Origin of the sequence: Dokdonella soli, from assembly GCF_039523175.1 — a bacterium.
GTDB lineage: Bacteria > Pseudomonadota > Gammaproteobacteria > Xanthomonadales > Rhodanobacteraceae > Dokdonella_A > Dokdonella_A soli.
Window position 1 is genome coordinate 157,721 of the sequence record NZ_BAAAEU010000023.1, and the last position, 25,705, is coordinate 183,425.

The following is a 25,705-nucleotide window of genomic DNA, read 5'->3' on the forward strand; positions in this document are numbered from 1 at the left end:
TCACGATGACCCAACCGTTCCGCCTCCTGGTGCTCAGCGTCTCCGCCGGGGCCGGCCACGTGCGTGCGGCCGAGGCGCTGCGCGTCGGCGCCGAAACCGGATTCGACGCCGAAGCATTGCACCTCGACGTGATGGACCATGTCGCACCGGCCTTCCGCGCGCTCTACACCGACGCCTACCTGAAGTTGGTCGAGCACTCGCCGGCGGCATGGGCCATGTTGTACCGGATCATGGATCGCACCCCGCCGAGCGCACCACTGGCACGCCTGCGCCGCGCGATCGAGCGGCTCAATACGCTGGCTCTGCGCAAGGCGATCGCCGCGTTCGCGCCGGACGCGGTGATCTGCACGCACTTCCTGCCGGCCGAACTGCTGATGCGCGAGCGCAGCCGCCGGCGGCTCGCGTGTCCTGTGTACGTGGTCGTCACCGATTTCGACCTGCACGGCATGTGGGTCGTACCGGACATGGCCGGCTATTTCGCGGCCAGCGACGAGGTCGCGTTCCGCATGCAGGCGCGCGGCATCGAGGCGGCGCAGATCCACACGACCGGCATTCCGATCATGCCGGCGTTCGCGATCGCGCACGATCGCGCAGCATGCGCCACCGAATTCGGGATCGACGCGCAACGCCGCACGATCCTGCTGATGGGCGGCGGCGCCGGCTTGGGCGGGCTCGACGAGGTCGCGGAGCGACTGCTCGCACAGGAGGCGGATTTCCAGCTGATCGCACTGGCCGGGCGCAACGCGAAGATGCTCGAGAAGCTGCGCGGACTCGCGGCGCGGCATCCGCAGCGCCTGATCGCGCAGGGCTTCACCGACCGCGTCGAACGCCTGATGACCGCCAGCGATCTGGTCGTCACCAAGCCGGGCGGTCTGACCACGTCGGAATGTCTCGCGCTCGGCCGGCCGATGATCGTGCACGCGCCGATCCCGGGCCAGGAGGAACGCAACTGCGACTACCTGCTCGAACAAGGCGCCGCGCTGAAAGCAGTCGATGCGACCGCGCTCGACTATCGCGTGCGCGAACTCATGGCGCAGCCGCAGCGCATGGCCACGCTGGCACAACGCGCGCACGCGCTCGGGCGGCCGCATGCGGCGCGCGATGTGCTGCGCATCGTGACCGGCGAGACCGGGAGGCGGTGACGAGCCCTCATCCGTTCGTGCTGAGGTATCGACTACGTGCGCAGGAGCGCACGAAACGGCGACAAAACGGCAGGGCTGCCGTTTTGCGCAGCGGAGCTGCCCGCAGGGCGAAGCGCACGGTGCGCCGAGTGAACCCGGCCCAAAGGGCGAGCGCCGGGACGACGCGAGCAACCTCGAACGGCGCCGACGCCCGTTCACCCTTCGATACCTCAGGGCGAACGGAGTGCAGGGTTGACCAAGGCGTCGGCTAGTGCGTCAAGCCGGCCAGCGCGAGCAGCGCGATCACCGCGAGCCAGGCGACGAGAATGCGGCGCAGCACCTTGCGCGCGTCGGCGAGTTCGACCAGCGGATCGCTGACGTCGGTCGCGTAACCGTCGCCGGCCATGACGTCCGCTTCCACGCCGGCGCGCGCGAGCGCGCCGAGGAAACCGAGATCGAGCGTGAAATAACCGCGGCCATGCGCGGCGTGATAGTCGCGCCAGGTCTGGATCACCGCATCGAATTCGGAGACCAGCGCGAGTGTCATCGCGACCAGGTGCGTCGGCGCCCAGTCGAGGATCAGTGCAGTGCGTTCGAGCACGCTGCGCTGGCTCGCCTCGATCTCCGCGGTGAAGGCCGGATGCCGCGCGAGCAACTGCACGATGCGATAACCCAGTGCGCCGGCCGGCCCGAGGATCACGAACCAGAACAGTACGCCGAACCAGCGCGACAGCGCGGATGCGAACGTGGCCTCGACCAGCGGCGCAGCCTCCAGCGGCAGCGTCGCCGTCGCCGGATCGGCACGCAGCGCCTGCGCTGCCGAGTTGCGCCGATCGCTGTCCGGCGCCTTCAGCACCGCTTCGACGTCGGCATCGAGATCGCGCGGACCCCAGGCGTAGAACAGCACGATCACGCCGAACGCGAATGCCGGCAATCCGAACAGCACGCGGGCCAGCGCAGCCTGGATCAGCAGGCACGCCACCACGAGCAGCAGCGGCAACAGCACGAGCGGAACGCGCGAGGTGGACGCATCGTCACCCACCCGGGTCCAGCGCGACAGCCAGACCTTCAGCCATGAGAAATCACGCAGTCGGCTGAGATCAGGCAACGTGTACCCGCTTGCGAGGACCAGCAGGACGGCGAGCAGGGTCTGTGCCATGGGCGTGTTCGCGAAGGGACGCATCGTTGCGATACGCGTCATTCTAGCTGACGCGCTCACGGCAGTGGGCTTCGCCAGATGCGAGGCTGCGCTCAGGCGCGCGGTTTCTGCCAGGGTTCGTCGGAGAGCAGTTCCGCGAGTTCGAGTCCGGCGCGTTCGCGCAACCAGTGCGCGATCAGCTCGTGTGAAACCGACAGGCGCGGCGGCAACACGAGCCGGTGTTCGGCAAGGCCGTCGACGATCTCATCGACGCTGAACCAGCGCGCATCGCTGAGCTCGCGGCCGAGCCGGATCGCCGGATCCTCCGCTTCGGCGGTGAAGCCGAGCATCAGCGAGGATGGGAACGGCCACGGCTGTGAGGAATGGTAGGCGCAGGCACCGACCTTCACGCCGGCTTCCTCGAAGACCTCGCGGCGCACCGCATCCTCGAGCGATTCGCCGGGTTCGATGAACCCGGCCAGCGTCGACCAGCGGTTTTCCGACCAGGTCGACTGGCTGCCGAGCAGACACTGGTCTCGCCAGCTCACGATCACGATCATCGCCGGATCGACGCGCGGGAAATGCTCGAGTGCGCAGGACGGATTCGTGCATTTGCCGCGGTGGCCGAGCGCAACGAGCTGGAGCGTCGCGCCGCAGGCCCCGCACCAGCGCGTGCGCGCCTGCCAATGTGCGATCGCGCGCGCGTACGCGAACAGGCCGGCCTGGAACGGGTGCAGGCGCATGCCGGCGCTGCGCAGGTCGATGAACACGCCTCCGAGTTCGGCGCGGACGCGGTCGGCGAGCGAGGCCTCCGCACACAGCGAGAACAGCGGACCGATGCCGTCGCTGCCGAGATAGGTGGGCGCGAGATCCGGCGCAAACCGCCGCCGCTCGTCCTGGTCGAGCCAGCGCAGTGCCTCGGACGCGGCCTGCAGCAGCGCCTGGCGGCCGCCCGCTGCCTCCGCGCCGAGCAACAGGAAACGCGCGGTCGGATCGGCCAGCTGCGCGGCGGCCCACTCCGCGTCATCGCGCAGCTCGGCGTTGCGATCGAGCGCGATGCCGGCAAAGATGTTCGTGCGGTCACTCACGAACACACGGCTGCGCTCATACGGTGAATGAAGAACCGCAGCCGCACGTCGTCTTCGCGTTCGGATTGCGGATCACGAACTGCGCGCCGGTCAGCGACTCGGAATAGTCGATCTCGGCACCGGCGAGGTATTGCAGGCTGAGCGGATCGACGAGCAGGGTCACGCCGTCCTTGTCGACCGCGAAGTCGTCGTCCGCGCGCGCCTCGTCGAACGTGAAACCGTACTGGAAGCCCGAGCAGCCGCCACCGCTGATGTAGACGCGCAGCTTGAGCTCCGGATTGCCTTCCTCGGCGATCAGCTCGCGCACCTTGCCGGCGGCTGCGTCCGTGAACAGCAGCGGCGCGTTGTCGGCGTCGAGATAGGTCGGCGTGGTCGTGTCGTTCATGAGCGTGGGCGTCGGCGTCATGCTGGAGGTCGGGCCGGCGCGGCGTGTTTTCAAGCTTCGGCGGCGATCACCGGACCGATGATCTCCGGCGCCGGTGCCGGCAGGCGCCGCGGCGGCTCGGTCTGATAGAGCATCCGGCCGTTGACCTGCGCGCCCGCCGCCATTTCCAGCACCTTGTAATGCACGTTGCCCTCGACGCGCGCATTGCCTGCGAGTTCGAGGCGCTCGCCGACGAAAATGTCGCCATTGACCGTGCCGTTGACGACCGCGTTCGACACGCGCACCTCGCCGTTGACGCGGCCCTTCTCGCTCAGAGTCAGCACCGCGTCGGTACCCTCGGCGGAAATCGAACCGTCGATCACGCCCTCCAGGTGCAGGCCGCCGCTGAATTCGATGTCGCCCCGGATCGTGGTGCCTTCCGCAATCAACGTGCTGATTGCCGCAACGGACTTGCCGTTGCGCTTGTCATTGCCGAACATCATCGCTCTCCTCGCCCTTGACTGCGTCCTTCCAGGAAAACTCCTGCTCGACCCGACCGGCATCGCCGTCGGCCCGAACGATCACACGATTCGCCGCGAAATCCGCGGGGAGCATGATGGTACCGCTCACCTGCTGGAAATACTTGAAGCTGTACTCGATTCCGGAGGCGTCCTGCCCCTGGGTCAGCGCGCTCCAGTCGAGCGTCTTGAGCTTGCCGCCGGCGACGCCCTCGACGCTCAGCATCACGCGGCCGCGGATGTCCTGGCCGCGCTTGAAGTTCTGGGTCAGCGTGGCGGTGAAATTCCACGCCTTCGAATCCTTGACCGGCTTGACCCGCAGCGCGTGCACGGCCAGCCCCTCGCGCTTGCCGCCGCCGACCAGGCGGCCATAGAACGCGAGATCCACGCGCAGCCCGTCGATTTCCTCCTCACGTTCGCGCAGGGTCTGCTGCACATCGGCGAGCGCGGCCTTGGCGACCTGCTCGGAGCGCTCGAGCACCGCGATGCGCGCCTTCAGCGCCTCGCTCTCCCGATCGGCTTCGGCGAGCCGCGTAATCGTTTCGCTGCGCGGCCCGCGCGATGCGACGGTCGCGACGATCGCCGCGACGATCAGCAGCGAGCCCAGCCACGCCAGCGCGAGCAACAGCCAAGCGCGACGCCGTTGCGCCGGATCGTGCGGGCGGATCACCAGGGACGGAATCGGGCTGGGCATGACAAACGGCGAATGCGCGCGCGAGCGGACGCTTATAGTCGTGTGGCGGGACACGGGTCAAGCGCGAATGGGCGCGCTACGGCGCCGACTATACTCGGCACATCGTCTCCGGGAGCTGCGGCATGCTTTGGCTGAAAGCGTTCCATGTGATCTTCGTCGTGACCTGGTTCGCCGGCCTGTTCTACCTGCCGCGCCTGTTCATCTACCACGCCGAGGCGAGCGAAGCGGTCGTGCGCGAGCGCCTGAAGATCATGGAGCGACGCCTGCTGATGATCACGCACATCGGCGGCGGCCTGGCGGTCCTGTTCGGTGCGCTCACCCTGTTTGCGTTCGCGCACGCCAGCATCGACTACCTGCAGCAGGGCTGGTTGCACGCGAAGCTCGCACTGGTCGTGTTGCTGGTCGCGTACCACGTGATGCTGGCCCGCATGACCCGCGAGTTCGCACGCGATGCGAACCGCCGCTCCAGCCGCTGGCTGCGGATCTTCAACGAAGTGCCCGCGTTGCTGCTGGTCGCGATCGTGCTGCTCGTGATCATCAAGCCCTGATGGGGTGAGTGCGGCGGAGCGCGCTGGTATGATTCCCGCAGGGTCGGGGGATGGCGATGCACGTGCCTGATTTCCGCTTGCTCAGTCCCGAACGGCAGCGCCTGTTCCAGGTGCAGCTGCCGCAGCGGCTGGCGCGGCTGCGCCAGCGCGGCGAGCGGCTTGGCCCGGAAAACTGGGATATCAACGCTCTGGTCGTGTTCGCCGAGGATGCCGCGTTCATGGCCGGCGCCTGCCGCGCGGTCGATGCCGGTGAACTCGCCGATTGCCTGGACGCCCTGCACGGCAGCCTTGCCGCGCTGCTCGATCCGCCACGTCTTCCCGGTCGATCGAGCGCCGCGCGCGTCGCCGAGCTGGTCGCGGAACTGTCGCGCCAGCGCCTGCCCGAAGCGCTCGATGCCGGTCGGGGCCAATCCGGTGCCGTCGCCATCGCGGGACCGACGCACGAACTCGGGTTCCCGCTGCTGGTCGTTCCGCCTAGGGATCACTGGGCGCGATTCGGTGCGACCGTGCCGCTACCCGTCGACGACAACCCGGACGAGCCGCCGATCGAAGGGGTCGATTCGGACCTCGCAGCGACTGCGGATGCGTACCGCATCCTGATCGTCGAGGACGACCGCTCGCAGCTGCTGTTCGCCGAATCGATCCTGCGCAACGCCGGCATGGTGACGCTCGCGGTCGCGGAGGCGCTCGATGCACTCGATGCGCTGGAGCGCTTCCGGCCGGACCTGGTCCTGATGGATCTGCACATGCCCGAGTGCGATGGCATCGACCTGACTGCGCTGATCCGCCAGCGTGGCCAATTCGCGGCCACGCCCATCGTATTCCTGTCCGCAGACCACGCTGCGGACAAGTGCGCCGACGCGCTGCGCGCGGGTGGCGATGCATTCCTGACCAAGCCGGTTCGCCCCCGGCAGCTGATCGATGCGCTGCGCGGGCATGTGAGCCGCGCGCGCGAGCAACGCGGCCGCGTGGATGAGAGCGCGACCGCTTCCCACGAGACAACGACGCGCGAGCGCCTGCTGCGGCGACTTTCGCAATGCCTGGCCATGGACGATGCCGGCACGCGCAGCGGCGGTCTGCTGGTGTTCGCGATGGAAGGCGCGGCCGCGCGCCAGGCCGGGCTTGGGGCGGCTCGTTTCGCCGCCCTGCTCGCGGAGATCGGCGCGTTCCTGATCACCCACGCCGCCCCACGTGACCTCGTTGCGATCGACGCCGTCGGCAGTTTCCTGCTGCTCAATCCGGACCGCGACGCGAACCAGCTCGAGGCGCACGCGCTGAACCTGCGCGATCGCATCGCGCGCGAGCCATTCAGCGCACTCGAGCCGGGTGATCGCGCCCTCTTCGATGTTGGCGTCTGCGCGTTCGCCGCCTCTGCGCGCGATGCCGAGGCGATGCGCGGCGCGGCGCTGAACGCGATCGACGGCGCGCGTGCGGACGGCCGCAGTGGCGTGTTCGTCGTGCGCGGCATCGACGCCGCGATCGACAGCGAGCTCGTCGAGCGCATCCGCTTCGCACTCGACGGCACTGGCTTCGAGCTGCTGTTCCAACCGATCGTCTCATTGCTCGGTGAGGAGCAGGAGCAGTTCCAGGTCCTGCTGCGGCTCCGTGGCGACGATCATCGCCTGCACACCGCCGCCGAGGTGATTCCGGTCGCCACGGAGGCCGGCCTCGTCGGTGCGCTCGACCGCTGGGTCCTGGAGCAGTGCGCCGCGTTGGTCGCAGAGCGGGCGCGCCACGGCCCGCCGCCGCGTCTGTTCGTGAGCCAGTCCATCGAGAGCGCGCGCGACGGCCGGGGCATTGCCAGGCTGGGCGATCTGCTGCGGACGACCGGAATCGATGGCAGTTCGCTCGTGCTGGAGCTGCGCGTCCGCGACGTGACCGAGGCGCCGGCCGAAATCGCTCGGTACGCGAAGTCGCTGCAGGCGCTTGGCGTCGGCCTGGCGTTATCCGGTTGCGACATCGACACGATGGACGATCGCCTGCTGCGCGCGCTGCCGGCCGGGTTCGTCAAGATCGCTCCGCGCTATCTGCATGCCGACGACGAGGTGACCCGCGATGAGCTTCACGCGCTCGTCAAGCTCGCTCACGAGAATGGCCAGCGCGTGATTGCGCCGCGCGTCGAGGACGCGCGCGGCGCGGCGGCGCTGTGGGCCGCCGGCGTCGATTTCGTCCAGGGTAATTTCGTGCAACCGGCCGACCGCGACCTGGCGTTCGATTTCCACGCCTCCGCCATCTAGAGCATCCGCGTGAATATGACCACGCCCGATCGCACGGTATCCGCCCTGCTCGGCGTGGCCCTGGTCGTGGCCGCCGGCGTGATCGCACCGTGGTGGGCGCGGCCGGGCTACCGGATCGCGTCGATCGTGCTGCTGCTGGTGGCCGCAGGTGCGATCCTGCACGCACTGCGCACGCGCGCGCCAAAGGCAGCCGGAAGCCGTGCCGATGCAACACCGATTGCTGCGCCGACTGCGCCCGAGGACGACCTGCTCGATCAACTGGAGACACTGCGCACGGCGCAGGGCGAACTGTTGCGGGCCAAGCAGGCGACCGAGGCGGCGATGCTCGCGAAGGATGAATTCCTCGCCACGGTCAGCCACGAGATCCGTACGCCGCTGAATGGCGTGCTGCCGCTGCTCGAACTCGTGCTGTCGACGCCGCTGGAAGCGGAGCAGCGCGACCATCTCGATACCGCCTACCGTTCGGCGCAGGAAATGCTGCGCATCGTCGATGACATCCTCGACTACTCCAAGCTCGATGTCGGCAAGCTCGAACTGGAGAGCATCAGCCTCAATCTGCGCGAGGTCGTCGACGCGGTCGCCCAGCTGATGCGGCGCAATGCCGAGGCCAAGGGGTTGCGGCTCGACGTCGTCATCGAACCGAACGTGCGACTCGCCGTGCGCGGCGATCCGGTGCGCCTGCGCCAGGTGCTGACGAACCTGGTCAGCAACGCGATCAAATTCACCGAGCGCGGCAGCGTCGGCATCCGGGTGAGCCGGCATGGGGAAACACCGAGCCATCACGAGATCCTGTTCGCGGTGCGCGACACCGGCATCGGCGTCGCGCCCGACGCCGCGGCGAAACTGTTCCAGCCGTTTTCGCAGGGCGACGCCTCGATCACGCGCGCTTTCGGCGGCACCGGGCTCGGCCTGGTCATCTGCAAGCGCCTGGTCGACCTGATGGGTGGCAGCATCGGCGTGCGCTCCGAGGCGGACGGAGGTTCGCTGTTCTGGTTCTGCGTGCCGCTCGCGAAGGTCGTAGGCGATCTGCCCGCGCAGGCGGACCTGCACGGTGCGCGCGCGTTGCTGGTCGGCAGTGAGGATCGCTTCGGGCACCGCCTGCGCGAGGTGTTGTCGACTTTCGGCCTGCGCACGACAGCGGCGATGAACATGGCCGATGCCTTGACCAAGCTGCGTTCGAGCAGCAGCGGGACGTTCATGCGATCCCATTTCACGCTGCTCGCGCTGGACATGGCGAGCCTGCCGGCAAATGCGGGCGCGTTCGTGCGCAACCTGCTCAAGGACACCGCACTGGCGCAGATGCGCGTGGTCCTGTTCGGTGACGCTGCTGACAAACCCGGCGAGTTCGCCGGCGTGCCGCGTATCCGCATGTTGCCGCGCGCGTTCGGCGAACCGCAGCTACGCGCCGCGCTCGATCACCTGTTTGCCGACGATGCCACGGAGGTGCCGGCGCCGAACGACGCCGCCGTCACGCAACCGGAGTCGCCGCCGCGGCTGCTCGGCCGTGTGCTGCTGGTCGAGGACAACGCGGTCAATCTCAAGGTCGCGCAGCGCATGCTGGCCCTGCACGGCATCGACGCCGAAGTCGCCGCACACGGCGGCGAGGCGCTGGAGCGGATGCGCAGCACGCGCTATGACCTCGTGCTGATGGATTGCCAGATGCCGGTGATGGACGGCTATGCGGCCGCGCAGACCCGGCGCAGCATCGAACACGAGCAGGGCCTTCCGGCGACGCCGATCATCGCGATGACCGCGAACGCCATGCCTGGCGACCGCGCGAGATGCCTGGCCAGCGGCATGGACGACTATCTGTCGAAACCGCTGAGCCGCAGGAACGTCGAGCAGATGCTGACGCGCTGGCTGACGCCCGCGGCCGACGACGCCGGACACATGCCCGCGTCGAATGACGTCAATGCGCCCGCGACCATGCCTGCACACGTCGTCGCAACGCTCGGTCCGCACGATGTCGACGCGCACGCGGACCGGAATTCCGCGAACTCGGTGGTACTGGATGCTGACACGGTGCGCGAGCTGCGCGAGCTGATGGGCACGGATTTCGCGCTGCTGGTGCGGATCTACCTCGACGAGACACCGCCCCGGATCGCAGCGCTCGGGCAAGCCGCGGCCCGTGACGACCGCGCGAGCCTGATCACCCACGCGCACATGCTGAAATCGAGCAGTGCGAACCTCGGCGCGGTCGCGCTCACCGAACTGGCGCGTGGTCTCGAGGAGAGCTTGCGCGGCGCACGGCCGATTCCGGCGCAGGAAACTGTCGACCTGATCGCCAGCGAGTACCGGCGCGTCGCCGAGTGTCTGCGCGCGCTGATCGACGAGGCGGGTTGATTCAGCTCTCGACTTTGGTCTGCAGATACGCGACTTCGCCCAGCTGCCCGATCAGCGCGAGCTGCGTCTCCAGCCAGTCGATATGCTCTTCCTCGGATTCGAGGATGTCCGCGAACAGCTCGCGGCTGACATAGTCGCCGAGCTTCTCGCATTCGGCGATCGCCGCCTTCAGATCCGGCACCGCGAGCATCTCGAGCTTGAGATCGCAGGCCAGGACTTCCTTCGGCGACTCGCCGATCAGCAGCTTGCCGAGCGCCTGCAGGTTCGGCAGGCCGTCGAGGAACAGGATGCGCTCGATCAGGCGATCGGCGTGCTTCATCTCGTCGATCGATTCCTTGTACTCGTGCTCCGCGAGTTCCTTGTAGCCCCAATTCCGGTACATCCGCGAATGCAGGAAATACTGGTTGATCGCGGTGAGCTCGTTGAACAGCGCCTTGTTGAGGTGCCCGATGATCTTCGGATTGCCCTTCATCGCGAGTCTCCGGAGTGGATGCGGCCGCGCATGGCGGCGCGGGCGCCGACTATAGCGCGCGCATCAGGACAACGAGGGAACGAAAATCGCACGCATTCGCGCGTGCGATCGACAGCCGGGTACAGGCGGATCAGGCGGCGGCGGCGAACTGCGGCAGGTCGAGCACGCGGCTGCGCAGCGCGTCGTCGAAGATCTCGCGCGCGAGATCCTCGCAACTGCCGCAACAGTCGGCGCAACCCGTGCGACGGCTCAGTTCCGCGAACGTGTGCACGCCGGTGCCGGCGGCTTCGCGGATCGTGCGGTCAGTGACGGCATTGCAGACGCAGACGTACATGGCTGGCACCCAGGAACGGATGCGCCATTCAAATGCAAATGCGAATGATTGTCAACTAGGAAGCCGCATCGCGTCATTCAGGTTGCGGCAGCCAGGCTGGACTCCCAGCGCTGTTCGCGCAGGCACACGCTGCAGCTGTTCTCGGCCAACCCGACCAGATGGCGCAGGGCCTGTTCGTAGACGCGACGCTTGAAGTTCACGACATGCGCGGCCGGGTACCAGAAGTCGACCCAGCGCCAGAGATCGAATTCCGGATGCTCGTTCGCGTCCAGTCGGAATGCGGATTCGTCCCCGACCAGGCGCAGCAGGAACCAGACCTGCTTCTGGCCGATGCAGACCGGCCGCTCGTGCCGGCGCACCAGCCGCGGCGGCAGGCGGTAGCGCAGCCAGCCCGGCGTCGCGCCGAGCACATCGACATGCTGCGGCTGCAGGCCGGTTTCCTCCTCCAGCTCGCGGTACATCGCCTCGACCGGGGTCTCGTCACTGCGCATGCCGCCCTGCGGAAACTGCCAGCCGTCGCGGCCGACGCGGCGCGCCCAGAACACGTGGCCGTCCGCGTTGAGCAGGATGATGCCGACGTTGGGTCGGTAGCCATCGGGGTCGATCATGGCTGATGGCCGATAACGTACATAGGCCGAATTCTTCCACACGGCTCGCGTATGCGGCAAGGCAGACGTCCGATTCAGGCCTGCCGCACCGACACCCCGCCACGCACGCCTCCATCGGACCGCCCGGATGCGCTTGGCCATGCCGTTCAGGTCGGAGCGCGGTACTCCGCCGACCGCGTACCGGTCGAAAAGAGATTCAGTCTGCTAGAAGGCAAGACGGACCCAGCGTGACGGCATGCGCTGGCGCGATGCGGGCAAACCCAAACTGGCCTTGCCGGACAGCGCATACCGGGCGAGCCCGGCATGCGCCATCAGGGCGGCGGAAGGTTATGGGTTCGCCGGCGGCTGCGGCAGAGCCAGCGTCAGCGACCAGGCAAAGTCGCGCAGCACATAGCCGGCGGGAGGCGGCTGTGGAGCGCCGATGATGAAGGCCGGATTGAGCTCCTGGCCCTGCGGGTTGATCGTGGACAGGTTGTGGCAGCTGATGCACGAGGAGCGCGTCATGGCCTGCGGATTGCCGGCGTTGTCGCCCTCGATGATGGAGTTGCCCAGCCGGGTCGGCTGGCCCTTGGCGTCGAGGAAGTCGGTCTGCACGCCGTCGAGACGGTAGTTCGACCACTCCGGCGCGAGCTTGGCCTGCTGCATCAGCGCGGCCAGGGCGGGCGTCTGCTTGGTCGGCGCGCCGCTGCTGGTCGCCGGGCTGGAGCCCCAGGGATCATTGCAGCCCAGCACCTTGCAGCGCTGCGAGTTGGTCGTGGTGTTCTGCGGCTCGAAGGTGGCCCAGATCCATTTGTCGATCAGCTTGGAGATGAGGTGGATGCCGCCCAGCGCATAGCAGACGCTGCCGATCTTTTCGACATGAACACCTTGCGGAAGGTTGTTGCAGCTCGTGAGCTGGATCCAGTCGGCCTTCAATTCGACCGCGGGGGGCGGAAAGACGAAGCTGTTGCCCGCCGTGATGAAAGCGATCTGTCCGGGACGCGTGTTCAACCCGTTGGAGGCAACGTAATGCTGCGCGTCGGCGTTGAGGCGCGCCTCTTCGCAGATCGTGCGCTTGCTCCACGTGTCGGAGTTGCAGTTCTGATTGGCGACCTCGGGTGCGGCGGTTTCGGAAGCGGCCCCCTTACTCTTCTCGTGCGCATGCATCTTGGCCTGGGCCCTCAGCATTGCGGCCAGTGGGCTCATATGGAAACGCGGCCGCTCGCCTGCGGCCAGGGCCTGGGTCGCGCCAGTCCCGTAGAGCTGGTTCTGCTCAATCCAGTTCTGCCAGGTGACATAGGGATACTTGTCCGCATTGACCGGGCAGGTCGCCGCGACGAAGAGCCGCCACGCCGTTTCCTGCGGCGTCGCCGCAACGGTTGTCGGCGGCGTGCAGACCGCCAAAGCTTCTTCGGCCCACGCCACGCGCACTCCCAAAGGCGTGCCCGACATCACCGCAAAGACCAGACCGAACGCAAGACGAGGTGCCCCTTTCATGGTGAATCCTCCAGTGTTGGCGTGGATGACATACAAGGGGCGACGCCCTCATCGTGCGGCGGGCGGCGTCCCACAGGGTTGCGAGTCGACACAGCGGATGGCAATACAAGGAACGTGGCAACGGCAGCGGACGCACGCCTGCCCGGAGCAGCCGGCGGCGCCGACAACAATTCGCGAGCGGGGTCTTCTCGTTGACTGCGGCGGGTACGGACCCGCGGCGTTAGGCTAGCCCGGCGCAACGGCCTGCAAAAGCTGCAATAACGTACAGTTGCAAAAGTGGCGATCTGACCTTTTGTTGTGCGTCGCTGCATCGTGCTCTTGGCGCCGTTGCCAGACCGTCGTTCCAGCGCCCGGCACCCGTATCTTCAGGCGATTTTCCGATGACTCGCATGGTTCGAAGGCGCCAAGACGTCCGCCCCGACATCGAGGTTTGCCTGCGGCATTCATTCCCGTTTCCGATGAGACGGCTCGGAAACTCACGCGCCAACGTTGCCGAGCGGCTGTTGCGGGGTGAATTGATCCGAGGAATGGGAGGCTGTTAGGAACGTCGCTGAGCACCGGTTTCACGGCAGTTGCCGGTTTACCGCGCTGCGACAAGCCTTTAGACTATGCGGCCCCATGGCTATGTAGCTCAGCCGGTTAGAGCACAGCACTCATAATGCTGGGGTCGGTGGTTCGAGTCCACCCATAGCCACCATCTTTTTGATCAAAGAACCTCGCGCATCTTCAACGCGTTACGCCTAGATGACGGCGATCACGCCGGAGAAGTTACGATCTTCAAAAGCGCTCTGTGGCATGTTTGTGGCAGGTTTTGTGACATGTTCGAGCGTCACAAGATCGAGCAAGACACCCCATTGACCCTGGCACTGTGTGCCACCGACTACCGCAGTGACGCCGAATTTCTGCGAATCTCCGGTCCGCAAGCGCCCTGCGGTCCGGTGACTAACGCACCATCATCGCAACGGCTTTTGCACGAGTGAGTGCGACATACACCAACTGAGCTGCATCACCGTACTGATCGTCCAGCATGCCGGGCGCGAACACAGCCACGCGATCGAACTCCAAGCCCTTGGCGCGATGCATGGTGGCCACACGCACCGCGATGGAGCTCGCAGAATCGACGGTGTCGGGTTCGATAACGCTGGTCGCCACACTGCATGTGGCTAAGCGCCGCGCGATCTCGTCGCGCTCGGCCTTGCTTCGCGCCATCACACAAACCGAAGGTGGTCGCTCCTTTCCGTCAACGGCCACCCAAGCGGCGACTCGATCCACAATCGTTGACATGCCAATCCCGGGATCCGCCGCGTCGATAACTTCGGGAACCGGACCATGCGACAGGGACTTGTACCGTCGATTGTCGTCACTGCCGCCGTCCAGATCGTCGATGTCACGCCCCTCCAGCAATGCTACAGCGACCTTGCGAATCTCGTCGGTAGTGCGGTAGTTCAAATACAGTTTGCGCGATCGCCCACGGATGTCGATACCGCAACGCCCGAGCACCGCATGATGCTTGGCATAGATTCGCTGGTGGCCATCGCCCACGAAGAACAGATCGTTCTCTCCCGACGGAACCATTGCGCGGATCAACCGCAACGCCTGCGGGCCAAAATCCTGGGTTTCGTCAACTACGATTGCGGCGTAAAGCGGATCGCGGCCGGCTTGCGACAGCAGGTCAGCGGCATCGCGATAGGCGTCATCAACATCCTTGAGACCACGCGAACTGAGCTGTCCGCGATACTCCTCGAACACCGGCCAGACCATGTCCCGCTTGGAGCGGGTGAGGATTGATTTGCGACCAACGCGGCTGATCTTGCGATAGTCGTCCAGGGACTGGACCCCCTGCGCAGCCACCACACGCTCCCACTCCTCAACGTAAAACGCCTCATCGAGGTCGAGCGCGGCGTCCGCAAGCTGCATGGATCTGCCCCATGCGCCTTCGTCACGACCATAAATGATGCGCTGAGGATAGTTGTGCTTGCGCAGATAGCCGTATACCCAGCGGTCGAGGTTGCAGACCTCAACCTTGTTCACATCCGGATCATCCAGGAACAACGATTTCAGATTTTGCTCAACGTCCACCGCAAGATTCCGCGTGAAGGTCGTGAACAGGACTTTCTGTCCGTCACCTGCCCGATTCTTGGCCAGCCATTTGGCTCGATGCAAAGCCAGAACCGTCTTGCCGGTACCTGCGCCGCCGAGGATGCGAACGGGCCCGCTGCGATCGCCAGCCGCGAGCTTGCGTTGGAGGGGATGCAGGAACACACGCCACTGGGCCAGCGGCGCGTTCAAGATCGCGGTCATCTCCGCATCGCTGCTGACCACGACAAAGCGCGATTGGCTCTCGGCTGTCTCAAGCGCGGCGGTGAAGTCTGTGGGATCAACCTGACGATCTACCCGCGTCTCGCGTTCGGATAGTACCTGCGAGACGGTATCGCCAGCGGCGACGAGGAACAGCCCTTCATAAGCCTCAACTGGCAACTGGGTCTGGATCGCGTCGAGTTCGCTTTCGACACCTATGCGCCGAACCAGTGGAATGAGCTCAGGCGGAGTGCCCAGTTGGATCAAGGCTTCATCCGACACGGTCGCAAACAATGGCGCGACCGAAGGCGGTATCGGTCCAGCACGTTGAACTCCCGTCTGCGGAACATCCGCGACCGTTTCAGGCGACTCGACGGCCTCCAGACTGATGATCTGCAAGGCACCGGTAACAGGGTTGACCGCCATCTTGCGGCGCTCGGCCCAACGGTACGCCTCATCGTGATGATCTACATGCAGCAGGATGTAAAGGTCGCCCAAACTCGGCTTGAACACGATACCCCGCCAATCCTGATCGATGCGCACTGAGCGCAGATTGGGATCACGTGCCGCCTTGATCGTTTCGTAATTGATGCCTGAGGATGTAGGGTCCTGTTGGAATTTCAACGCCCACCTGACCACACGGGCATGGACAGCCGAAGGCAACTTCGCCAGTCGCAGCAGGAAATCTTGAGACAGGGCCACGCGTGGGGCTACAGTCATTGCGCCTTACTCCTTGATCATTTCCGCGACGCGAGAGATCCACGCCTCATCATCAGCCAGCACCACTCGCCACCCGGCCGCTTCCCAAGCGGCGCGCTGATCCTCCTGATGCTCGACCAAGACAACCACGCGCGCTGAATCCCATACCAGCTCGGCTTCTGCGATGACCTCCCCTTGCGGGGATGCCAGCTCATAGCCGAAGTGATCCGGCATGGAATGTCCACCATCACGCAAGAAGACCAGCCCCTCGCACATCTCCGCCAGAGCCCCAGCCATGACATCGGCCCACGGATCCGGACCCGCAGATGCGGCAGCGGCGCTCCCCACCAAAGCACTGTAGTCGCCATGAGCGACGCCCTCGTCCTCGAGCATCCACATGCTGGGCAACACCTGCATCTCGTTGTACAACGCCAGCCACTCGCGCCATCCACGCTTGAGCTCATCCTCAGACTGCGCTCGCGATGGCGAGAGGTGCACAGCGCCAAATCCCGACTCGAAAGTCCCATCAGCAAACCCTCGCGGCCAGGCATAGCAAGCCACAACCGCCCCGTCGGCGTTGTGCGAAATCGCTGGTGCGGACATCACGGCATCGCTGCAGCCATCAGGCAGTGAGGAAGAAACTGCTTCCAGCACCTTTGTCGCCCGCGTTTGCTCAGCGCCGCCGGGGCGCCCCACCATGCGGAACGCGATTACAGCCGCCTCGCGCTGCCGACGCGTGAGACTTTGATCGTCCGCATTGATTCCCATGGGCATCGCGAGCCAGCGCAGCAGCCCGGCCACGGCGTTCTCTTCATGCCAGGTGGCGGGAACCCCAATTTGACTGGCCACCTGCGCAACAGGCGGCTCTTCGGCTCCCAGCCCCAGGTGGCCTTCGGTCAGATCGAGATTCGTCGCGGTCGATGCCACCAATGCAGCTTCGACGTCATCCCACGTCACGGACCAGACCCAGTATTTGCCACTGGCCACCAATGCCGACCGCTTGCGTGCATCGTCGCGCAAACTGTGACGGTGATAGGCCCAGCCGTCCGCAAATACGGCAATGGGGCGCCGGATCGCCGTCGATCGCACTGGCTCGATCAGGAAGTCCGGTCGACAGTTGGTCGCCACACCCTGCTCAGCACCCAGATCCACTTGCGGCCGAATCCAGTAGCGCTCACCGGCCACCTCCAACAAGTAGCCCGACTTGCCTTTCACCACCTCCTGCAGCACACGAACGGTCGGCAATCGACGCGTGGCAGTATCACCCTGCGCTCCACCCAATCGCCGCAGGCTTTCGACAAAGCGTGATTCAAGGATTGAATCAAACTGCGGATTGATGAAGATCTCGGAGATCGACTTGATGCGCTCCAGCTTGTCCAAAGCGCCGACCAGTCCGCCCAAAATCTCCAAAGCCGTTTTCCGCGACACTTGGGCCATCGCGCGGCCCTGCCGGTACTGATAGACGCAGCGGTAGCAGCCGTCTTTTTCCGGATCGGCTTGGCAGGTACACGACTGAATGGCCGCATGGGCCAACGTCAACACTTCACCCAGCGTCTGCGCCTCCTGACTCAGCAATTGGTGCAGGTATCCCGTACCACCCGGCACCGAATCGTAAAGCAGCACGTACTGACGCCGCGGCGATCCGTCACGGCCCGGCTCCTCTTGTGGCGTGATTCGCAGGTGATCAACCTTGCCGCCGAAGCGCTGCTTCAAGCCGAACTGCAAGGCCGCCATGAACGATTGCAACACCACTTCGTTCAGCGCCGAGCCAATGTTTGGGACAAGAATGCGCAACGCCTCGGAGGAAAACTCCCGATACAAATACAGACAATCGAGAATACTGGCAGGGTCGTCACCACCAAATGACACACAGTCACGCGCGTGCTTCTGTGCGGGAACGTTCTCCTGGTCACGGCGACGGCGGGGCGGCGTTTGCACCATTCCACAGTGTCGGCACAGCTTGAACCCAGGTCGCACCGCCTCCCGATCGGCTATGCGAAACGATTCGCCATTGCGCCCGCGCTCGCCGAAATTGATGTCGCGAAACGAGGCGCGGTTGATGAACTCGAAACCGAAGGGCACCGCTTCGGATGCGAGCTTCCAGGCGATTTCCACATCCGATGGCTCGAAATCGACCAGCAACTGACGCACGAAGAATCGAGGCTCCCGGTCCTCACTGCTGTCATCGATCCGCGACTTGGCATCGTTTGCATTCGCCATCGCCTGGCGAAAGCGCAGCAACGTGCGTTTCTGCGACACGTTCGTCCACATGGCATCGCCACAGCGCGGACACGCCGGATGCGCGTCGCCAGTCAGCTCGATGCTCTCGACATGGTGACAACTCGGGCACAGCCGCCATTGTTCGGCCTTGGCCAGCTGCATGTTGATCTGGTCGATCTCGACACGGCGGCGATTGGCATAGAACCGGCTCTCGGGCGCAAATTCCGAAAGCGCCGAAGATGCCGGCCGTTCGTAGCGTTCAGTCGGCAGGGTGACGTACGCCCCTGTTCCGTCCTCACCTTCACCACGCTTGCGCCACAGCATCGATTTCAGCTCGATTCCGGCCTCCGGAAAGGCGTAGTTCGGAATCAACCCGGCATCGGTAAGCGTGCCCAGAAGCTCCCTGCCACCGATCTCGCGCGACAGCTCCAGCGCCTTGTCGCGTTCACGCGACAGCTCGGCAACCAGGTTGCGCGTGGCCTCGTCCTGAGGCTGAGCCTTGATGGCCGTTATTCGTTTCTTGGTTTCCTCGGCACGACGCTTGTGGGCCCCTCGCTCCTTGGACAGCTCTTCGAGCACCTTGAGCAGCCCGACACGAAGGCCATCCTGATCTCCTTGCCCGTGCATGTATTCACGCAGGCGCACCTCTACCCGGGAATGCAGATCATTGCCGAGCAATGCAAAGAAACGCTCCAGCAAGCCGGCTTCGTGCTGCTGAATAAACGCCAGCATGTTGTAGGGGAAGCGCGCCAGATCCTGCTTGTCGATCGCGTCCAGAACGACGCTGGTCCTGTCGGGAAACGCGCTATCAGGAATCCCACTGGCCACCCAGGCGTCAATGCAGAACGCGAACAATTGCCGGCGCAACACTTCAGCCGCCTGGAGAAACACGCCAGGTGGATCCACCCGACCGGCCATCATCTCAAGGGGTTGTTCGTAGAAGTACAAATCGTGCGGACTGGCGCCATCGGCCAAGGTCACCACCATGGCGTTGCCATCGCGGCGCCCAGCACGGCCGATCCGCTGCAAATAGCTCGCCTGGGAGGGTGGGACAGAACACAGCAGCACGGACGACAGGCTGCCGATATCGACGCCCATCTCCAACGTTGGCGTGGCCGACAAGAGGTTCTCGAACCAGGGCTTGCTTGCCTCGGGCTTGGCTTTGAAACGCACCTCCAGCGCTTCGCGTTCGTCGCGCTTGAGCAACCCCGTGTGCTCGGCGGAAATCACGCGGCGAATATCCCCCTCGTGGAAGCGTCTTGCGATCCATGAATGAGCGTCTGCGGGTGCACCATGCCGCTCATAACGTGCCTGCATCGCATCGAGGCAAGGCATGCCCAGCAAGCGCTCGGCGAGGTCAGCGGTCACCGACAGCGTTCGCTTTCCACCATGGGTACTCAGCTGAACCACGCGCGTGTCCAGCACCAACCTTTCGGCATTGAGAGCGACTGCCTGCCCCGCATGGCCATCGCATGCAATCAGAACACCTTCGTCAATCAGTGGGGCAACAGCTGCAAGGTAGATATCCTGTTCGGCCTTGGGTGGCACCAATTGGCCTCTGCCCAACGTGACGCGGAGCCAATCCTCGAACCAGGTCCTTCGGCCACCCTGCACGATGCGATCAAAATCACGATGTTTACCCAGACTCAACATCACCGGATGCGGTCCGAACGTGGTCATCGGCGGCAACCAGTGCTCGCGTGCGCGCAGCGAGATGAAACTGTAGAGACCGCCGTCCTGGAAGTAACCGTCCATTTCCGGATGGCTGATCGCGCCGCGCTGTCGCAGTCGAAGAACGAATCCCCACAACCACTGCAGCACATCGTTGGCGGCGATATCACGCAAACCAAACTGCTCGGCGAGCACGCGCACCAATCGCTCGGCGACTCCATCCAGCGCATCGGCTGGAGGACCCAGGGTGGCCACTCCGAGACGATCCAGGGTTCGTCCCCGCCGACTCAGATAGGTGAACTCGGCCACCGCCTGCCAACCCAGGCGTTTGCGAACGCGCTCAAGCAGACGACCATCATCAGGCGCTCTGCCGGTCTCCTGCAGCCGAGTCCAGTCGTGCTGCCAGGTCATGTTCGGGCCGATGAACTCTGTTACAAACGTTTCAGCCGACATGGCATCGGCAGATTGCGAATCCAGAAAATGCTCAGGCAATCGGGCCAGATATTCGTTCCAGCCAACCACGGGTGCGGCGACAGAATCCAGAACCCGCGTCATCGCCATGCGCACATTGTTGAGGTAGGTGCGACTGCCGAAGAAACCCGCTCGATGCGCGGCGTCCTGCACCGAATCGGAAAAGGCGATCAGTTTCTTGTCGTCGTTGTAGGGAGTTGCCCAACTCTGCTCGATCAACTGCGCGCCCAGCGTGGCGTTGCGCGCACCGATCAGCAGCAGTCGGTCTTTTGATGCACACGCCGGACACGCCTTTTCGTGCCAGTTCAGCGTCATTCCACCGCGGACACTCTGCCGCTGCTCAAGCATGTGCCACACCTGCACCAGGGTCGGGTGAGCGCAGGTAGCGCAGGGAGCGGGGGCATCCTGCAGGGCACCGCAATGACCGCAAAGCTGCATCGCTCGCGCGTCACTTTCGGTACGCTCGACCCCGTCGCGGGGATACAGCCGCGCCACATCCGGTGAGGAGCGAAACCACGCGTTGTAGATCGTCTCCAGATCGACATCCAGCCGCAGCGTTCCTGCCGGCAGACGTGCCAGCCAACCGGTCGTGCGACATTCAGAGCACTGCACCAACGGCAGAAAAACCTGTCCCGCATCGACACGCAGATCGGCCGCTGAATGCAACTGGGCCTCATCAGGCTCCGATTCGATGCTGGCCACCAGACGCCGCAATTCACGCATCCACAACTGCACGCGAACCGTCACCAACGGTCGTGCGGTTGACGCCGGGTCGCGCGCCCATGCCACCAAACCCACCAGTGCTTCCAACACGCGTCCGGCATACGGGCGAGCCACTTCGGGCATCGGCGCAGCCATCTGCTCCTGCAATGTTGCCCAGGTGCCGATCCCTCCCTTGAGGAAGCGCAACAGATTCTGGAACAGCAAATGCTTCTTGAGCAGCAAACCCAACCGGCCACGCCAAGCCCAGTCGCCAACGTTTTCGGGTATGGGTTGTTCGGGGAAAAAAACTTCGAACCAGGCAGCAACCGCGGTTTCGGGCGTCGCGTACCGCGCTGGATCCAGTACCTCGTTGATGTCGGGTCGCGCTTGCAGGACGAACTCGATGGGCTCCTCGCCCAGGAACTGCGCCACCGTGTCACGCGTTTCGGCCACCACCGACTCTGGCGGAAACTCCGCAGCGAAAATCTGCCGGGCATAGTCTCGTAACGGCGCAGTGTCCACGTCACCGAGCGTGGCGGACGTACCGGCATAGATCAGGTGCCCATCCGGCGTTCTCAGCCGAGCACGCAGGCGACGCAACAACAAGGATAGATCGGTACCTTGCGCACCATCGAAGGTGTGCAACTCGTCGACCACGACGTAACGCAGTACGTCAGGTTCATTGTGTGCCCACAACTTGCGATCCTTGGGCCGGATCAGCAGGTAGTCCAGCATCTTGTAATTGGTCAGCAAAATGTCCGGCGGTGCTTTGCGCATCGCATCGCGATCGGTGATGACCTCGGTCGGTGTCATGACCGTCCCACTGCCAGGCCGGCCGCCTCCACCACCGACATACATGCCCACCCGCAGCCCATGGAACGCTGGCGTACGATCGATGACTTCGGCAAAACGCCTCGCTTGATCGGACGCCAATGCATTCATTGGATAGATGACCAGAGCCTTGATGCCGTGTACCTGCCCGTCCTTGCGCGCACGCACGCAATGGTCCAGCAGCGGATACAGGAAACACTCGGTCTTGCCGCTACCGGTCCCTGTCGCCACCAAGGTGTTTGCACCTTCCCGATCACTGGCCAAACGCTGCCACGCCAGTTCCTGGTGTACAAATCCGGGATGTTCCACCTCGAAACCCGGGAAGAAATTTCGCCCCCGGCTACCTGTGCGAAACGGCAGACCGATCTGCAGATACGGCCCCTTGCCAACGCCGCTATTGCCTTCGACGAAGCGCTGCACGATGCCGTGGAAGTAACCGTCAGAAGCCTCGTAGGCTGCGATCAGAAACCGGCGCGTGGCGTCGCGGATTTCGTTGGCCAGAATGGAGGGAAGCACGTTAGGTGCCCAATCCACTGGCGCAACTGTGCGGATTCATGCCAAAGGCACGTGCACGAGCCCGCCCGTTGGGCCACGCGATGATCCGGCAGACATACCCCATGGTGATGAACGATCGCATGTCCTTTCCCCGCTCCGCAAATATGCGTGATCAAAGCCGCCATTCCGCTGCCTGCATCCAAATTCCGGCGGCGCGACGAAAGGCGGCGGAAGCCCGACGGGGCCATCCGCATGACCATCGTCGCCAGATGACAAATTCCCTATCCAGCTTGGTTCCTACTCTGGAGGACCGGGATAGAGTCTGGCGGCAGCGTCAGCCAGACGGTCGCCTTGAGCCGCAATCTCCTTAATATCCCAAGCGGGACGATCTAGCAGCTGGACGTTAAGGCTTAGATTGGTGTTGCGGATCAGCAAATCGCGCTTGACCTGAAACTCCCGGTGCTGCGCCTCCCGATTGACGCTGAGATTGAGCAGCGTAAGGTTCCCAAGCGTCGGAATCGACAGCTCTCGCTCGCGGATTTGTTCTTGGGCGGCCGTCGTGGGCAATCCATTGCGCTCGGCCAGCAAGGCATGAGAAGCCTCCGCACTTGTGACTGCTGTGCCATCAGCCAGCGGCCAGTGCGTATACCAGGACCTTGGCATGATGTGATCAATGTCCAGGTTGGCCAGATTCGGAATTTCGGGTTCTTCGGAACGGTTGTGAGCACGCAGCTCGCCTTCGAGCTCTGTCAGAAGTTGCCGCATCTTGGGCGCATCAAGCCGCCCGTAATACAGCGGCGCTGTCTTGCAGGCGTTCTTGAACTCCGCATTGGTTGGCCAGCGCGAAATATCACTCGACGATGACGCCATGTGAGCGCGCAACGCTTCTGAGGTCGTGCCGTTCTTGGCCAAGTGCCGAATCATCGCCATGAAGGCGTTGTTATAGTTCTTCGGCGTCAACCCACACACGGCCCGGCGCACGATGTAGGACACCAGTTCATTAAACATGTGCGCCTTGTCCTGATCAGAGAGCGGCGAGGCCGAAATCAGCAGGGCCAGCGAGTGTATGGTGGTGGTTTCGTAGGCCGCAATTCGGCGCCCGAATCGCGCCACAGGCAGCGAACCTTGCCCAGTGGTCAGCGCCGTGTAGTGCACCGCATATCGATCCAACGTGAGCAGCTGCGCCTCGGCGGTGCGTGGTTGTCCACCGTTGAGGGCGTAGGCCTTGTAGTCCGCGTACAGCCGCGGCAGGTCCACTTCCGTGTGGGTCTCGGCCTGAAGCGCGGTATAGATCAGCCATTCCAACTTGGGCTTGAGAAGCCGCCCTCGGCGCTCCCGGGTCGACCACACATTGCTCTCGAACTGCGTCCAGCGACCGTCGTACAGAGCCTGGGCGTCCGCACCGTCGCGGTCGGCGCGCATGAAGATGAAGTTCCGAATCAGATCGGTGGCGTGCAGCGTGGCCCCCCGGCCATTCATCGTCTCGAAAATCACCTGCGCATCGTCGTCGGCCTCGAGGCTGATCAACACCAATTTGAGGTCTTGCAGAACCGCCATGGCAAGCGCTTCGGCGGCGGCGTCCTTACTTGCTTCAGACTTCTCGATGTAGGCGATGAACTCGCCAGCGAAAAACCAGATGGCAGCCAAAGAAGGCGGATGCACCATGCCGATGCGGCGCAGATCGCCAGTCCGGGTGAAGTTCGAAGAGAAACCGTCCTTGAGGTCACGCAGCGCCCGCGCGGCCATCGTTGACTCGTAGTGCGTCCGGTCTCTGAACGTCGGCCAGACCTTGTACCGCTCGATCTCGGGCTGGTTCATGGTGTCCGGATTTCCATTCTCCAGGCACTGATCGAGAGTGACATCCAGTCCCTGCACGCCAATCTCTCGAAACGCTATGAGCAGCGCGGTGAGGACGTACTGCAGCGTCGTCAGCCGCTGTTGTCCATCAATGATGTGGAAGGCGTCGACCCCACGGAGGCCGATGCGGGACTGCGGTTCCACGACCACCGCGCCAAGGAAGTGTGGGGTGACGGTACCGCCGTCCAATCTTGCCTGTGCCTTGATTTTGATGTCTTGCCACAGCGGCTCCCACTGTTCGATCTGGTTCCAGACATAGGCGCGTTGGTAGAACGGTACGCAGTATTGCCGCCGATCCTGAAAGATCTGCCGGACAGTCCATGTATCGGAACGCATTAAAATCCCCTTGATTGAACGTGGCTGGTTCGCAGCATCGGGGCCCTTGGCCCAGTGGATGATTGACCTTGATGGCGACCGACTGCACGAGTGGCATGTCGGTCACCTGGCGTTCCGCTCCGCGCGATTCGCATTCTTCAATGCATCGATGAACGCATGCGTGACTGCATCCGCCGGTCCGAGCCGCCAAAGGGAGTCATCGAACGAGAGCAATTCAGGGAATCCGCAGGACCCCAGCGTGCTGCGGATCAACGCCTTGGTGGACGGATCCAAAGTAAACGGAGGCGCGGGACACTTCAGGAACTTTGGGCTCGCCTGCCCTGCGAGCTTTGGGTAGTCGTCGGTGTCGAAGCCATTCGAAACAACGTGATGGACGTAAAACCAGCTGACATCGCCTCCCTTTCGAGGCGACCCATCATCATTGCAACGCCAGCACAAGATCCAATCGTGTGGCCGTACGTCGTCTTCCTCAAGAAACTGCAACGTGTACGAAAAATAGTCGTCGGGGCCGACTTCCCGGATCGCTGGTACGGCGCTGCGAATATGCGCCTGGCTGTATTCGTCCACGTGCGAACCGCACCAGACAATATGGATCCGATCGAGCTTGCTCTCGTACTGTTGGACTGATGGGATCTTGCTCCCAGCACTCACGAATCCGAACCATTGAGCCTTGTCGCACTGCTCCTTCAGTTCCCGAAGGCGGGCAAGCTTCTTCTGCCGCGTCGGATACAACGTCCGCGCCGCCGCTTTGTAGCGTTCGATCTGCATCGCAAGTTGCGTTCGGATTTCCTGGTCCGTCAGCAAGGTCGCCATTTCGAACAGGCCACCGTCGCCCATGCCGTTGTTGGACAGGTTGCAACTGCCGACCAAGGCGGCACGCGCGCCGAGATAAATCTTGGAATGTAGGTTGTCGAGGAAGTAGACATTCTCGTGCCCGAGCTTGTCTTTGCGCATCATTTCTTCGATCGCATAGGGGTTGGAGCCAAGTGTGGGCGAAACCACGATTTCCTTCAGGCGCTCTGCGGATACGTACTGCTCCCAGCCAGAACCCACGTAAGCGACCGCGATACGGGAAGGCTGCAGCTCGTGCAGCGCATTCCGGATTTCCTTTGCCCGCGTCAGAACTTTCATTGTTCACGTCCTAGAAGGGTCGAAGGTCTTGCGGGGGAACTCCCGTCCTGCCC

General features: G+C 64.1%; 17 protein-coding genes and 1 tRNA gene. 5 read left to right on the forward strand and 13 right to left on the reverse strand.

The window, feature by feature from the left end; translation table 11 throughout:
• The first annotated feature begins 5 nt into the window (after positions 1-5).
• Positions 6-1,142 (forward strand): MGDG synthase family glycosyltransferase, encoded by a 1,137-nt coding sequence (locus ABD002_RS13840; protein ID WP_343792091.1) that lies wholly within the window; start codon positions 6-8, stop codon positions 1,140-1,142.
• A gap of 247 nt (positions 1,143-1,389) precedes the next feature.
• On the opposite strand, the gene ampE is transcribed toward ABD002_RS13840, so the two are convergent.
• The 5 genes from ampE to ABD002_RS13865 all read right to left on the reverse strand — a co-directional run bounded on the left by ampE (position 1,390) and on the right by ABD002_RS13865 (position 4,923).
• Positions 1,390-2,280, reverse strand: coding sequence for a regulatory signaling modulator protein AmpE (gene ampE / locus ABD002_RS13845; protein ID WP_343792093.1), 891 nt, complete (start codon positions 2,278-2,280; stop codon positions 1,390-1,392).
• A 92-nt stretch (positions 2,281-2,372) separates the two neighbouring features.
• Complete coding sequence (gene nudC, locus ABD002_RS13850; RefSeq protein WP_343792095.1) at positions 2,373-3,347, reverse strand: NAD(+) diphosphatase; 975 nt, start codon at positions 3,345-3,347, stop codon at positions 2,373-2,375.
• Positions 3,348-3,363: 16 nt separating this feature from the next.
• Entirely contained in the window at positions 3,364-3,732 is a 369-nt protein-coding gene (erpA, locus tag ABD002_RS13855; RefSeq protein WP_343792097.1) for an iron-sulfur cluster insertion protein ErpA, read from the reverse strand.
• Positions 3,733-3,782: 50 nt separating this feature from the next.
• Complete coding sequence (locus ABD002_RS13860; RefSeq protein ID WP_343792099.1) at positions 3,783-4,211, reverse strand: bactofilin family protein; 429 nt, start codon at positions 4,209-4,211, stop codon at positions 3,783-3,785.
• Complete coding sequence (locus tag ABD002_RS13865) at positions 4,198-4,923, reverse strand: DUF6776 family protein (RefSeq protein ID WP_343792101.1); 726 nt, start codon at positions 4,921-4,923, stop codon at positions 4,198-4,200. The genes ABD002_RS13860 and ABD002_RS13865 overlap by 14 nt, the downstream gene beginning before the upstream one ends.
• Positions 4,924-5,045: 122 nt before the next feature.
• Between ABD002_RS13865 and hemJ the strand changes: the two genes are divergently transcribed.
• From hemJ to ABD002_RS13880, 3 genes are read left to right on the forward strand one after another with little or no spacing between them, the layout of a single operon-like run.
• Positions 5,046-5,471, forward strand: coding sequence for a protoporphyrinogen oxidase HemJ (gene hemJ, locus ABD002_RS13870; RefSeq protein WP_343792103.1), 426 nt, complete (start codon positions 5,046-5,048; stop codon positions 5,469-5,471).
• 56 nt (positions 5,472-5,527) lie between these two features.
• Complete coding sequence (locus ABD002_RS13875) at positions 5,528-7,708, forward strand: EAL domain-containing protein (protein WP_343792105.1); 2,181 nt, start codon at positions 5,528-5,530, stop codon at positions 7,706-7,708.
• A 15-nt stretch (positions 7,709-7,723) separates the two neighbouring features.
• Positions 7,724-10,051 carry an ATP-binding protein gene (locus tag ABD002_RS13880; RefSeq protein WP_343792161.1) on the forward strand — a complete coding sequence of 776 codons (2,328 nt, stop codon included), beginning with the start codon at positions 7,724-7,726 and terminating at the stop codon, positions 10,049-10,051.
• A 1-nt stretch (position 10,052) separates the two neighbouring features.
• Here the strand turns inward: ABD002_RS13880 and bfr are convergent, their stop codons facing one another.
• From bfr to ABD002_RS13900, 4 genes are all read right to left on the reverse strand, one after another.
• A complete protein-coding gene (gene bfr, locus ABD002_RS13885) occupies positions 10,053-10,523 on the reverse strand; it encodes a bacterioferritin (protein WP_343792108.1) in 471 nt (156 codons plus the stop codon).
• A gap of 130 nt (positions 10,524-10,653) precedes the next feature.
• Positions 10,654-10,857 carry a (2Fe-2S)-binding protein gene (locus ABD002_RS13890; RefSeq protein WP_343792110.1) on the reverse strand — a complete coding sequence of 68 codons (204 nt, stop codon included), beginning with the start codon at positions 10,855-10,857 and terminating at the stop codon, positions 10,654-10,656.
• A 77-nt stretch (positions 10,858-10,934) separates the two neighbouring features.
• Positions 10,935-11,465 (reverse strand): RNA pyrophosphohydrolase, encoded by a 531-nt coding sequence (locus ABD002_RS13895; protein ID WP_343792112.1) that lies wholly within the window; start codon positions 11,463-11,465, stop codon positions 10,935-10,937.
• A 327-nt stretch (positions 11,466-11,792) separates the two neighbouring features.
• A complete protein-coding gene (locus ABD002_RS13900; RefSeq protein WP_343792114.1) occupies positions 11,793-12,977 on the reverse strand; it encodes a hypothetical protein in 1,185 nt (394 codons plus the stop codon).
• A gap of 584 nt (positions 12,978-13,561) precedes the next feature.
• Between ABD002_RS13900 and ABD002_RS13905 the strand changes: the two genes are divergently transcribed.
• A tRNA-Met gene (locus ABD002_RS13905) sits at positions 13,562-13,638 on the forward strand.
• A gap of 245 nt (positions 13,639-13,883) precedes the next feature.
• Here the strand turns inward: ABD002_RS13905 and ABD002_RS13910 are convergent.
• The 4 genes from ABD002_RS13910 to ABD002_RS13925 all read right to left on the reverse strand — a co-directional run bounded on the left by ABD002_RS13910 (position 13,884) and on the right by ABD002_RS13925 (position 25,652).
• Complete coding sequence (locus ABD002_RS13910) at positions 13,884-15,959, reverse strand: UvrD-helicase domain-containing protein (RefSeq protein WP_343792116.1); 2,076 nt, start codon at positions 15,957-15,959, stop codon at positions 13,884-13,886.
• 6 nt (positions 15,960-15,965) lie between these two features.
• Entirely contained in the window at positions 15,966-22,349 is a 6,384-nt protein-coding gene (locus tag ABD002_RS13915) for a DEAD/DEAH box helicase (protein ID WP_343792118.1), read from the reverse strand.
• Positions 22,350-22,625: 276 nt separating this feature from the next.
• Positions 22,626-24,521: a DUF262 domain-containing protein gene (locus ABD002_RS13920; protein WP_343792121.1), complete on the reverse strand. Its 1,896-nt coding sequence runs from the start codon at positions 24,519-24,521 to the stop codon at positions 22,626-22,628.
• A 102-nt stretch (positions 24,522-24,623) separates the two neighbouring features.
• Entirely contained in the window at positions 24,624-25,652 is a 1,029-nt protein-coding gene (locus ABD002_RS13925; RefSeq protein ID WP_343792123.1) for a phospholipase D family protein, read from the reverse strand.
• Between the last annotated feature and the right edge of the window lie 53 nt (positions 25,653-25,705).

Excerpts from the sequence above, each read along its gene's own strand:
- ABD002_RS13925 (WP_343792123.1), bottom strand. The coding sequence starts at position 25,652 with ATGAAAGTTCTGACGCGGGCAAAGGAAATCCGGAATGCGCTGCACGAG.
- ABD002_RS13920 (WP_343792121.1), bottom strand. The coding sequence starts at position 24,521 with ATGCGTTCCGATACATGGACTGTCCGGCAGATCTTTCAGGATCGGCGG.
- ABD002_RS13840 (WP_343792091.1), top strand. The coding sequence starts at position 6 with ATGACCCAACCGTTCCGCCTCCTGGTGCTCAGCGTCTCCGCCGGGGCC.
- erpA (WP_343792097.1), bottom strand. The coding sequence starts at position 3,732 with ATGAACGACACGACCACGCCGACCTATCTCGACGCCGACAACGCGCCG.
- ABD002_RS13890 (WP_343792110.1), bottom strand. The coding sequence starts at position 10,857 with ATGTACGTCTGCGTCTGCAATGCCGTCACTGACCGCACGATCCGCGAA.
- ABD002_RS13895 (WP_343792112.1), bottom strand. The coding sequence starts at position 11,465 with ATGATCGACCCCGATGGCTACCGACCCAACGTCGGCATCATCCTGCTC.
- ampE (WP_343792093.1), bottom strand. The coding sequence starts at position 2,280 with ATGGCACAGACCCTGCTCGCCGTCCTGCTGGTCCTCGCAAGCGGGTAC.
- ABD002_RS13910 (WP_343792116.1), bottom strand. The coding sequence starts at position 15,959 with ATGACTGTAGCCCCACGCGTGGCCCTGTCTCAAGATTTCCTGCTGCGA.
- ABD002_RS13865 (WP_343792101.1), bottom strand. The coding sequence starts at position 4,923 with ATGCCCAGCCCGATTCCGTCCCTGGTGATCCGCCCGCACGATCCGGCG.
- ABD002_RS13880 (WP_343792161.1), top strand. The coding sequence starts at position 7,724 with ATGACCACGCCCGATCGCACGGTATCCGCCCTGCTCGGCGTGGCCCTG.
- hemJ (WP_343792103.1), top strand. The coding sequence starts at position 5,046 with ATGCTTTGGCTGAAAGCGTTCCATGTGATCTTCGTCGTGACCTGGTTC.
- ABD002_RS13875 (WP_343792105.1), top strand. The coding sequence starts at position 5,528 with ATGCACGTGCCTGATTTCCGCTTGCTCAGTCCCGAACGGCAGCGCCTG.
- ABD002_RS13860 (WP_343792099.1), bottom strand. The coding sequence starts at position 4,211 with ATGTTCGGCAATGACAAGCGCAACGGCAAGTCCGTTGCGGCAATCAGC.
- bfr (WP_343792108.1), bottom strand. The coding sequence starts at position 10,523 with ATGAAGGGCAATCCGAAGATCATCGGGCACCTCAACAAGGCGCTGTTC.